At 41.6% G+C, this 12,617-nt stretch carries 7 protein-coding genes; all 7 read left to right on the forward strand.

Translation table 11 applies throughout. The features are described 5' to 3' along the window. Positions 1–382 precede the first annotated feature (382 nt). Entirely contained in the window at positions 383–1,516 is a 1,134-nt protein-coding gene (locus tag FAZ15_RS10870; protein ID WP_136901341.1) for a LamG domain-containing protein, read from the forward strand. A gap of 126 nt (positions 1,517–1,642) precedes the next feature. Continuing rightward, positions 1,643–4,840 carry a SusC/RagA family TonB-linked outer membrane protein gene (locus FAZ15_RS10875; protein ID WP_202912374.1) on the forward strand — a complete coding sequence of 1,066 codons (3,198 nt, stop codon included), beginning with the start codon at positions 1,643–1,645 and terminating at the stop codon, positions 4,838–4,840. 32 nt (positions 4,841–4,872) lie between these two features. Continuing rightward, positions 4,873–6,777 (forward strand): RagB/SusD family nutrient uptake outer membrane protein, encoded by a 1,905-nt coding sequence (locus tag FAZ15_RS10880; protein WP_136901343.1) that lies wholly within the window; start codon positions 4,873–4,875, stop codon positions 6,775–6,777. 17 nt (positions 6,778–6,794) lie between these two features. Further along, complete coding sequence (locus FAZ15_RS10885) at positions 6,795–8,009, forward strand: DUF5000 domain-containing lipoprotein (RefSeq protein ID WP_136901344.1); 1,215 nt, start codon at positions 6,795–6,797, stop codon at positions 8,007–8,009. 34 nt (positions 8,010–8,043) lie between these two features. Next, a complete protein-coding gene (locus tag FAZ15_RS10890; protein WP_136901345.1) occupies positions 8,044–9,276 on the forward strand; it encodes a DUF4998 domain-containing protein in 1,233 nt (410 codons plus the stop codon). A 60-nt stretch (positions 9,277–9,336) separates the two neighbouring features. Further along, the gene (locus tag FAZ15_RS10895; RefSeq protein ID WP_136901346.1) at positions 9,337–10,533 is read left to right on the forward strand and encodes a hypothetical protein; all 1,197 of its coding nucleotides are present in this window, start codon (positions 9,337–9,339) and stop codon (positions 10,531–10,533) included. Between the two features lie 188 nt (positions 10,534–10,721). Next, entirely contained in the window at positions 10,722–12,614 is a 1,893-nt protein-coding gene (locus tag FAZ15_RS10900) for a family 43 glycosylhydrolase (RefSeq protein ID WP_136901347.1), read from the forward strand. Positions 12,615–12,617: the final 3 nt, after the last annotated feature.

Genomic DNA, 12,617 nt, shown 5'->3' on the forward strand with positions numbered 1-12,617 from the left:
TTTAATATTGCCTGCTTTTGGTGGTATGCATAAGCTAGTTTATGATCGTTGTTTTGAGCTATTCTGATACCTTAAGATTAAGCTGCTTTTTAGGCATCATATAAGAGATTCCCGCCTAAAAACCCTAGATAGGGTGCGTATTTTCTGCAATACGACGAATTTTACCCCTCTTTTTAGTGAATTGCCCCCTCTATTTCATTTCATCAAGTGCCTATAATTGTAAAGTCGAAATTGTCAAACTATAAATCGTTATTGTTTCGGCTTGCTAAAAACTAACCAAAGAAGTTCGACGAGAAGGATGAAATTATAATGTCAGATTATGGAATAATGGAATAGTATACAAGTTTACAATAGCCCCATAATTAACCCAATTGCATATTTTATGAACAGATATATCATATTACTTACATGTATTATAATATTTGCTTGCGGAAAGAGTAGCAATCCCAGTGGAGAATATCCTACGGATGAAATACCGACGCCAAAAGAAGAGGTGATCACCTTTAAGCTTGAGTCGCTTGAGGGGGTCGGTTATTTTAACGCTGTTTTAAAGTTTACCGTTACCGCAGGGAACAAGAATATACGCTCACGTGGAGTTGTTTATAGTACAAAGGAGAGTCCCACTAAGGAAGATGAGTTGGTTTTAGCGGCCAGCACTACGGGAAGTGGCTCTTTCGAGGTGCAACTGGACAGATTGTCCGAAGGAAAGACGTACTATGTGAGACCATTTGCAGAAAAAACCAATGGAATCTTTTTCTATGGCGATCAGCAAAAGTTTGAGACGGTTAGTTATCCCGAGCCTACCGTATATTTAGATTCCCTGACTTTTCTCAATCAACAAACATTTGAAACTTATTGGAAGATGTTCTATCCCTGGGGCACAGATCACAATGGTTCAGCACGTATGTACGAAGGTCAGGTTAGTTTGGATGGTGCCGGCATGTTGAAGATAAAAGCAGATCGGACTGAGGTTTGGGAAGGGTACAGCACAGCCGATCCATGGCTCCGCATTTTTTATCATTCCGGAGCTATACATGCTAAGCAGCAAATATTGGTAAATGATGAAAGACCTTATTGGGTTGTAAGCGGCGACTTCAAAGTGCCCACTATGGTAGGCAGTTGGCCCGCATTCTGGATTACGGGTGCATGGACTTGGCCTCCAGAAATAGATATTATGGAATTTAAAGGGAATAATACGAATTGGCAAAATACAGTAACCGGTCCAGATTGGCAAAATACCTCATGGCAAACCACGAAAACAGTAGTAGAAAATGCAGGCTCTTGGCATAATTACAAGTTGATCATGTATAAGACCTCTGCAACGCATGTAGCAGCAGAACTTTATATTGATGGACAGAAAAAAGCCACTCACACAGGAGATTTTGTCGGAAAACCTTTTTGGTTGATTATTAACATGCAGATGGAAGGCGCTAGTGGCGGACATGCCAGCGGCCCTCAATCAGCCGAAATGCAAGCACGAAATATATATTTAGCAGCCTATGATGTAATACCTTGATATAATGAATTTTAAATTAGAAAGAAGATAAATTATGAAAACAATTATTAGATGGACCAAAAATGTTTATTAACCAGTATGAAAGTGTTATTTAATTTACGAACATGTTTAGGTAAACGACTATCAATGTCAGTATGCATTATGCTGATAGCTGTTAGCGCTTTTGCACAAGACGATTTAGTCCGTGTAGCAGGTATTGTGTCAGGAAGAGAAGGGCCGATATCGGGCGTTACCGTTGCCATCAAGGATGGCAAAACATTAGGCATTACAAATGATAAAGGGTACTATGAATTCAAAGTGCCCGGAAATGCCGTTATTACATTTAGGCACATTGCTTATGAATCTTTGGAAGCGAGATTGCAGGATCATCAACAGAATGCTCTCGGAGTATATGCCATTGAAATCCAGCTTGACGATAGGATAGGCGATGAATTAGAAGAAGCCGTCGTGGTCGGATTTGGTACGCAGAAGAAAGCGTCGCTGGTCAGCTCAATTACGTCTGTGAATCCAAAGGAATTAAAAGGACCCACATCAAATTTAACAACAATGATGGCTGGACGTATTTCCGGCATGATTGCTTATCAGCAGAGTGGGGAACCAGGTGCTGATAATGCCGAATTTTTTATTCGTGGTTTAGGATCTTTCGGCGCAGGAAAGGTTGATCCCCTAATATTAATCGACGGAGCAGAATCTACCACAAATGATTTGGCTCGCTTGCAGGCCGATGATATTGCTGCTTTTTCGGTTTTGAAGGATGCAACTGCAGCTGCGGTTTACGGAGCAAGAGGTGCGAACGGCGTGATCTTGGTTACAACAAAATCGGGTACCGCAGGTAAGACTAAATTCAGTTTTCGTGCAGAAAACAGAATGTCGTCCAACACACGAAATTTCAAATTCGCAGATAATGTGACGTATATGACATTAGCAAACGAGGCTGCTTTAACCCGGAACCCACTTGCTATACTTCCCTATTCGCAAACGAAAATAGATCGTACGGCCGCAGGCGCAGATCAACTCATATACCCAGATAACAACTGGATCGATATGCTCATCAAAGACTTTACAGTTAATCAGGGGTATAATCTAAGTGCTAGCGGCGGTGGTGAAAGAGCCCGTTACTATGTTGCGGGTACATATAATATTGACAATGGTGTATTAAAGGTAGATGGAAGAAACAACTTTAATAGTAACATTAAACTGAAAAACTATTCTGTACGTACTAATTTAGATATTAATTTAACGCCTACTACGGATGCGACTGTTCGTATGTATGGACAATTTGATGATTATACCGGTCCAGTAGGTAGCTACGATAATAATGGGAATCGTATACATGGCGGGAGACATATATTCGAGCGAGCAATATGGTCTAACCCAGTGATGTTTCCGGCTGTATACCCCGCCTCGTTTTCTCCCTATACAGAGCACCCCCTATTTGGTGGGGCTGTAACGGGAGCAGGAAGTACTACGTTGCTTTCGAATCCCTACGCAGAAATGGTGAGAGGTTACGAAGTTTACAAAACCTCCACTTTACAACCCCAGATAGAAATTAAGCAAAATTTTGGCTTTTTACTGGATGGGCTTTCTGCCCGTGCAATGGGATACTTAAAAAGATATTCCTATTTCAACGTAGTTCGGCAATACAATCCATTTTATTATAGTTCGTATTTAAATCCGGTATCAGGAAATGTTGACTTAACGGTATTAAATGATGGAGGGCCTTCGTCTATAGGTGTTACAGGATCAGAATACCTGAATTATTCCGAAGGCAGTAAAAATTTAGATTCACGCCTGTATATGGAAGCTGCATTAAATTATGCTAAAAGATTTGGAGACAAGCATGACGTGTCAGGGATGTTAATCACGATCCTTTCTAGTTATCAAACAGGCAACGCAGGAAGTGTACAATCCTCATTGGAACAACGGAATCAAGGTTTATCGGGGCGTTTTACATACGGTTACGATGATCGATACTTGGCGGAATTTAATTTTGGCTATAACGGAACAGAGCGGTTTGCCAGCGGTTATCGATTTGGATTTTTCCCGTCCTTTGGCTTAGCATATAGAGTATCCAATGAGAAGTTTTTTGAGCCTTTATTAAATACGATAAATGATTTAAAATTACGAGGTACTTTTGGATGGGTCGGAAATGATCAGATTGGACGACGGGAAGACCGCTTCTTCTATTTGTCAGAAGTGAACCTCAATAATGCGGGCTTTGGGTCTACTTTTGGAGAAAACAATTTTTATTCACGCCCGGGAATTTCTGTATCGCGTTATGCGAATGAACGTATTACTTGGGAAAAATCAAGACAAGTCAATTTAGGGCTTGATGTATCTTTATTCAATCGGTCGGTTGAGATTATTATGGACGCATTTCATCAGAAACGATATAATATATTAGAGGACCGTTCTTTTCTGAGTGCTACAATGGGATTGATGGGAGGGATTCCGCAAGCGAATACCGCGGAGGCAGAAAGCCGGGGATTAGACGCTTCGGTTAACTTTAACAAGACCTTGTCGCCGAATTGGTGGACAACAATTCGAGGTAACTTTACATATGCTACCAGTAAAATCTTGAAGAAAGATGAACTCGAATATTCGGAAAATATGTCTTATCTATATCGAACGGGACATTCTGTCGCGCAGACTTTTGGTCTGATTGCTGAACGTTTATTTGTTGACGATGTAGAAGTCGCCAATTCGCCCCAACAGTTTGGTACCTATATGGGCGGAGATATCAAATATCGCGACATGAATGACGATGGGCAAATTACACTGAATGATATGGTTGCTATCGGTTATCCGACCACACCGGAAATTACTTATGGTTTTGGTGGAACTATCGGTTATAAAGCTTTTGATTTAAGTTTATTCTTTCAAGGGTCAGCACGTTCTTCTTTCTTTATTAATGCAGAAAATATTGCACCTTTTGTAATTAATGGATCTGCACAAAATGGATTGCTAGATGTTGTAGCGGAAAGCCACTGGTCAGAAGAGAACAGAGATTCTTACGCATTATGGCCGAGGTTAAGTCCACAATTTGTACAGAATAATACATTACGTTTTGGAAGCAATCAATATCAATCCACATGGTGGATGCGGAATGGAACCTTCTTGCGTCTAAAGAACGTGGAGATTGGCTATAATCTACCGAGCGAAAAAACCACCCGATTTGGTGTCAACAGATTGAGAGCGTATCTCAGCGGTTCCAACCTGTGGGTGTGGAGTAAATTCAAGATGTGGGACGTTGAAATGGGCGGCCGCGGATTAGGTTATCCCGTGCAATCTGTGTACAATGTGGGCTTGTTGCTGGATTTTTAGTTATAAAATTTGAAAATAGGAAGATTCAAAAGATGAAACTTAGAAAGATAAAAAATACAATAATTACTGGCGCTATGATGACCGTAATGTTGTCTTCGCAGTCCTGCGATAGTTATTTGGACGTTGTGCCCGATAACGTATCAACTATAGAACACGCGTTTAAGTTGCGGAATGAGGCGGAGAAGTACTTGTTCACTTTATATAGTTACCTGCCCAAAGACGGCAGCGTTAACAATATAGGGATGTTGGCTGGCGATGAGATTTGGATACCATATCAAACCAGTATATATAGCGATGCATTTGAGATCGCTCGTGGTAACCAAAGTGTGTCCAATACGTACCGCAGTTCTTGGTCCAATATGTACCAAGCCATTCGGCATTGTAATATATTTTTGGAAAATGTAAACGATCTCACTAAAGTGCGTGACATCACAGAGGTAGAACGTAGAAGGTGGATAGGAGAAGCCGAATTTCTTAAGGCTTATTATCATTTTCTACTTCTGCAGATGTATGGACCAATCCCATTGATAAAAACAAATTTGGATATAGACGCTACAAAAGAGGAGGTCGCTGTTCCCCGAAATTCTGTCGATGAATGCGTAGATTATATTGTCGAGCTATTAGATGCATCCGCGGATAAATTGCCTTTGTTGATCACCGACAGAACGTTAGAACTGGGACGATTGACGAGACCTATTGCCAAAGCTGTTAAAGCCAAAGTTTTGATTACCGCTGCTAGTCCGTTATACAACGGTAACCCAGATTATGCGGACTATCAGAATAAGGACGGCGAAGCATTATTTAATTCTACATTTGAAATATCTAAATGGGAAATAGCTGCTACAGCAGCCAAGGAAGCTGTTTTGTTAGCAGAGGAAGCGGGACATATGCTATTCAAGATGCCTGCGACACCATTTTCCTTGTCCGATACGACTATACTTCAATTGGACCTTCGACAAGCTGTTTGCGAGAGATGGAATCCAGAACACCTTTGGGCCAATCCGAATAGTACGACGACCGATCTACAGTTACAGGCTATGGCACCACTTCATTTAGATCACAATCACAATAATGCGAGAAAAATCTTATCACCACCATTGAAGATTGCGAGGCAGTTTTATACACGAAATGGGGTGCCCATTAATGAAGACAAGACGCTTTCTTTTACGGATGACACCCAACTACGTACAGCTATCCGTCAAGAGCGTTTTTACATCGAAGAGGGTTTCCAAACAGCTCGTTTACATTTTGATCGTGAGCCACGTTTCTATTCCAGTTTAGCTTTCGACGGCTCGACCTGGTATAAATACGATAGCCCAGGTAATTCTGATGTAAATACTTTTATTGTGCGTAGTAAAAGAACGGACTATGGAGGCAGTACACATGCCTTTCACTTTAACGTGACTGGATATTTCATAAAAAAATTGGTGGATTGGAACCAATCTATGAGTGCATCTGGAGCATCGTATCGTTCATACCCATGGCCACAGATTAGACTAGCAGACCTATATTTATTATATACTGAAGCTGTAAATGAAGCATACGGGCCAGATCATGCTGATGCGTTTACCTATATAAACAAAGTTCGTGAACGTGCGGGTTTAAAAGGCGTAGAAGAGTCTTGGACAAATTATTCTACTAATGCTTCAAAGTTCTCCTCAAAAGAAGGATTTAGAGAAATAATACGGCAGGAACGTTTGATTGAACTAGCGTTTGAAGGGCATCGCTTTTGGGACATAAGACGTTGGAAGAAGGCTGCGGAATATATGAATTCAGCTATTACCGGATGGAATATGCAGGGCGAAAATGCTATATCATATTATCAGATTAATACACTCTACCAACAGCGTTTCATTACCCCAAGAGATTATTTTTGGCCATTATCTGAGAATGCTGTTATACAAAATAAAAACTTGGTACAATCTCCTGGATGGTAAAATAATAAATAAAAGTTATGAAAAATATATATAAACTACTTTTAATGGTTACTCTAGCCGGAATTCACTGGGGTTGCGGTGAGGACGGACTCCGTTCGCCTTTAGAGGGTAATGGAACTGCTCCAGGCCCCGTAACAAATATACATGTCGAAAATTTAGCTGGAAAGGCAAAAATCACCTATACGGTGCCTGAACAACAAGATCTTCTATATGTTAAAGCCGTTTATACGTTAGCAACGGGACGGAAAATGGAAGTTAAATCCTCCTATTATAACAATTGGCTGCTTGTAGAAGGATTTGCAAATGAAGGCGAATACGACGTGCAGCTGTTTGCTGTAAACCGGAGTGAGACTGCTTCAGAACCTGTACTGGTGAAAATACATCCACTTGAATCGCCAATTTGGGACGTGTTTCGAAATTTAGAAGTTAGTCCAGCATTTAGCGGTGTGAGACTGCGTACGGATAATCCTGAACGAAGCGATATTGCGATACAGGTTATGCAATTGGATGAGTATGGGGAATGGCTAACTCACCCAAATAGCTTGTATACTTCTACAGATTCTATTGCTTATATTTTACGTGATGCCAAGTTAGATACAGTTGATCAAACATTTGCTTTTACCGTACGCGATCGTTGGCTTAACTATACAGATACGCTATATGCGAATTTAAAGCCCCTATACGAAGCTGCTCTGCCCAAGTCTAATTATGTGGGCATGAGTAATACGCCCGGAGATGCGCCTTTTAATCCCTCCACGTCTATGAGTGGTATGTGGGATAATAATATAATGGACTGGCCTCGCGTCTACCAAACGCGGAATGCACACCCAGGGGTCCATGTGATCACCTTTGATATTGGACGCTTGGCTAAATTAAGCCGGATTGTAATTTGGGATTATCCTGAGTATTACAGCAGTGGTGGATTTGCACGTACCTATTATTATTTAGGAAATCTCAAGGAATTTGAAATATGGGGATCGGATATTCCTCCTGTAGATGAAAGCTTCGACAACTGGCATCTGTTGGGTAAATATAATGCAACTAAGCCCTCAGGTTTACCATTTGGACAGCAGAATAACGAGGATTATCAATCGGCGAACGCGGGGCTTAGTTGGGACTTTGAAGTAACCGCCCCAAAAGCACGGTATTTACGTATTCGAAGCACAAAAAATTGGGGGGGGACGTCTTATATGGGTATCGCTGAAATACAGGTATATGGAGATCCTCGATAAATAACAAACTGATTACATACTTAAGAAAAGAGTTATGAACATTTATAAAAAAAATAGTGGAATAGCAATCTTTGTTTTCCTACTACTATTGATCATAGGGTCAGCGGGATGTTCCAAGATGGACGAGTGGAAAGAACATGTTAAAGATGGTGAGATTTCGTATACAGGAAAGCTGGATTCCCTTCGGATCTATTCCGGGAAAAATCGGGTAAAAATTGAAGGACTATTTATATCGGATCCTAAAGTTGTGGAATGTCGTATATTTTGGAACGGTCGGAAAGATTCTGTTTCAGTACCGATTAAAAGAACCCAAAATACCGATACATTACGTTTGTTGCTAGAAAATATGGCTGAAAACGTACATAATTTCGAGGTGGTCACTTTTGACAACGAGGGAAATAAGTCAGTCACTGTATATGGTACAGGAACCGTCTACGGCGAACGTTACCAGCAGTCACTATTTAATAGACCAATCGTAGTTAATAGTTTGAAAGCCTACGACAATACCTTTACGGCTACGTTTGGAAATGTGGATCGTACCCTTGGAATTTTTGCAACAGAGATCAAATATGTTGATACTGAAGGTATAACTCATACTAAAAGGTTATCTATCGATGATAAAGATGTCGCTTTTGAGAACGTAAAGATCGACGAGAAAATGGTTCTTAGGAGTCTCTATCTGCCAGATACTTTATGTTTGGACACATTCTATACGCCCTATACGGATTTTAATCCTTCATTAACCTACTATAGAAATCTGGGATATCCGTTCACTGCAACAAATATATCCGGTCGCTGGGGTGTATTACAAGATTGGAACTCCAATGCTGCTGCTAATGCTATAAGCGGTAGAGGTAGTTGGGATACCAACACCGGTGTTGGTGTGCTTGCTGCGGAAGCCGGGTGGGGAACACCTAATATTAACAATGGAAAGATATATCAGTCTACTACTTTGCCTGCGGGAAAATATAAGGTAGATATCGAATTCCGTAGAAACAATGTTACGGCTAACGTTGATGCCACTAATAACTTAATCTATTTTGTTGTTACTAACAATGGTACTATTCCGAATGTTGCAGATGTACCATCTTCCAATAGCTTGGGTTATTATAATTTAGCGTGGATTAATGACGCGTACAGGGTTGTCTCTTTTGAGTTTGATAATCCAGTGACGCAGGAGGTAACGATAGGATACGTGGCCAATCTAATGAGCTCAAGTAATCAGTATTTTAATGTGCGGGGAATGTCACTTACCCTAGTGGAGTAGTCATATTTAAACCGGGGCTGTCTAAATCTCTTAAGGCAGCCCCTTTACTAAAGACATTTTATGATTAAATACATATTTTATTCCCTTTTATTCATGTTTGGATGTGGAAAAGCCCCGTCAAATCCGCCCGAACAACCCGGAAAGGAAGAGCAGGTCGTTGTGATTCCTACACTTGCTGTGGCCCTAGTAGACAAGGTCACTACTACGAAAGCCTTGTTGAAAACTAAGATCGAGCATAACGGAGGTGCTTCTATTACCGAGCGTGGAATCTGTTGGGCGACTCATAGTACTCCTACAGTTAGTGATTTTAAAGCATCGCCTAGCACCGTATCCGGATCTGGTGAATTTGAAGTCGAATTAACGGGACTCGTAGGAGGAAAGACATATTACGCCCGATCATTTGCATCCAACTCGGCCGGGAGAGCTTATGGCAATACCCTAGAATTTACTACCGAAAGCTACGAAGATGCAAAGGTCTCGGCTACCTCTGTTACCTTCTATAAGCTTAATAGTATGCAAGCTTCCGCGACGATCGAGACAGATGGTGGCGCAGCTGTTTTAGAAGCAGGAATCTGTTTCTCCGAAACGCAAAATCCTACTATTGACAACCACATAGCAAAGGCTACTAGTATAAGCAATGGAGCATTTAAGGTAGATGTGACAAATTTAGTTCTAGGAAAGACCTTCTATGCAAAATCGTATGTTAAGACGGCGAAAGGGACTTATTATGGTAGCCAAGCCTCTTTTCAAACGTTTAACAAGGGAAAAATAACAGTTAATTATCACAATCAAGCTAGTATTCCGGCTGAAGTTTTTTCGCGTTTGAAAGCAATGGCCGACCAAGGGGTAAAGTTATTAGAAGAACATACAAGCATTGTTAAAACTGTCACCATTGAGTATAATACAGGCGTTGCTACGGCTGATGCGAGTTTCACCGGATGGATGCGTTGGGGATCGAATATCTCTTATCAAAAGGCAGGAACATTTCTGCATGAATTTTCACATACAATAGGATCTGGTACGACCAGTTATTGGACTGGTACACTACTTAAAAATGGACTTTATACGGGAGCGAGTGCTAATTTGGCCCTGCAGAAAGCAATCAATGATCCAGCAGCCTATCTAAGAGGAGATGGACAACATTGGTGGCCCTACGGTATTAATGGTGCCCATGAAGATACGGGAAAGGAATCTGATTATATTGTTACGACCCTCATTATGGAGGGATTTAAGAGAGATGGTATTCCTATTCAATAATTGGTTAGTCAGGCCGCAAGGGATTGTAATACTTGTTTTGTAACGAAGATGTAGCAGGTTTAAATCCTAAATATCTAAATACCCGACCTTTTAGACGAATTTGCCCCTCTTTTCGAGTCAATTCCGCAAATATTTTTGTGATCGGATCCCATGTGGATACCTTTTAATCAACGTATGAATAAATTTTTATGAATCGACTTTTGCTTTTTTTTTGCTTACTTCTAGTTCAGTACGCCGATGCACAAGATGATATGGACATCTACACGCTCGTATGGTCAGACGAGTTTAATAACGAAGGAAAAGTAGATCCTCAAAACTGGTCCTTCGAAGATGGTTTTAAACGAAACAATGAAGACCAATGGTATCAACGGGAAAATGCCTATTGCAAGGATGGTTTACTGGTTATCGAAGCCCGTAAAGAAACAAAGCCCAGCCCCACTTTTAAGAAAGGGAGCAACCATTGGGCAGAGTCACGTCCACATATCCAATATACTTCCTCATCGATAAATACCCAAGGTAAGCATAGCTGGAAATATGGACGCTTTGAGATGAGGGCCCGCATTCCTATTGGGTCTGGATTATGGCCAGCATTTTGGACATTAGGTGTCGATAAAGAATGGCCTTCCAATGGTGAGATAGACATTATGGAATACTACAAAGGCAATATACTGGCCAATATCGCGACAGGGACCGCCAAACAATGGAACGCCGAATGGCACAGCACCACGAAGTCTGTTAAAGAGCTTGGCGGACAAGCATGGGCGGCACAGTTTCATGTGTGGCGCATGGATTGGGATGAAAATGAAATTGCGTTGTACGTAGACGACCAATTGCTGAATCGTGTACCACTGCAGCGATTGGTAAATAAAGACGGAAGCGGTTTCAATCCCTTCCAACAGCCGCATTACATCTTGTTGAACTTTGCACTGGGGGGTATCAACGGCGGAAAAATCGATGATAGTTTGCTGCCAGCAAAATATGAAATCGACTATGTACGTGTTTATCAAAAAAATACTGCGGCACAGCCGCGCAGTTCACAGTTTACACCTGGTGATCGCTGGCTTGATAAAAATGGCGCCCATATCAACGCACATGGAGGTGGAATTCTCCATCATGACGGTACCTACTATTGGTATGGCGAGAAGAGAGGCGGGCGTGAATCCCAGGGGGTTAACGTGTATTCATCCAAAGACCTTTACAATTGGGAATTCCAAGGTTTAGCACTCTCACCAGCGTCTGATCCAAACAGCCCAATTAGCTGGGGATGTATAATCGAGCGTCCTAAAGTAATCTTCAACGAAAAGACTAAGAAATTTGTTATGTTTTTTCATTTGGAGCTGAAAGGTCAAGGCTATGCTGCTGCCCAAGTTGGTATTGCAGTGTCTAATTCGCCAACTGGGAATTTTACGTTTTTGGAATCTTCCCGGGTCAATGCGGGCGTATGGCCGTTGAATATGACCAAAGGCCAACGGGAGTCGAATGTCAATCCCCGCGATCATGGTACCTGGTGGACACCAGAATGGCGGAAAGCGGTTGAAGAGGGATTATTTGTGCGAAGGGATTTCTTAGGAGGTCAGATGTGTCGCGATATGACCTTATTTGTCGATGACGATGGCACCGCTTACCATATTTATTCTTCAGAAGAAAATCTTACACTACATATCGCCGAACTAACCCACGATTATTTAGGCTATACCGGTAAATATACCCGCATCGCGCCGGGCGGACATAATGAGGCTCCTACGCTCTTGAAAAAAGACGGTAAATATTATATGGTTACCTCCGGCTGTACAGGGTGGGATCCCAATGCGGCGCGTCTGCTGATTGCGGATGATATGTTGGGAGACTGGACATTGTTACCTAATCCTTGTGTGGGAAAGGATGCACATCTTACATTTCGCGGACAGGGAACACATTTACTACCTGTGCAAGGTAAGAAAGATGCCTTTATTTTTATGGCCGATCGTTGGAAGCCGCGCAATTTAATTGATAGCCGGTATCTCTGGCTTCCGGTTACCTTCAGCGGTAACCAATTGAGCCTTCACTGGAAGGAAGAATGGGATTTAAGCGTTTTCGATTAGAAC

This window comes from Sphingobacterium olei, assembly GCF_005048855.1.
In the GTDB taxonomy this organism is placed as follows: domain Bacteria; phylum Bacteroidota; class Bacteroidia; order Sphingobacteriales; family Sphingobacteriaceae; genus Sphingobacterium; species Sphingobacterium olei.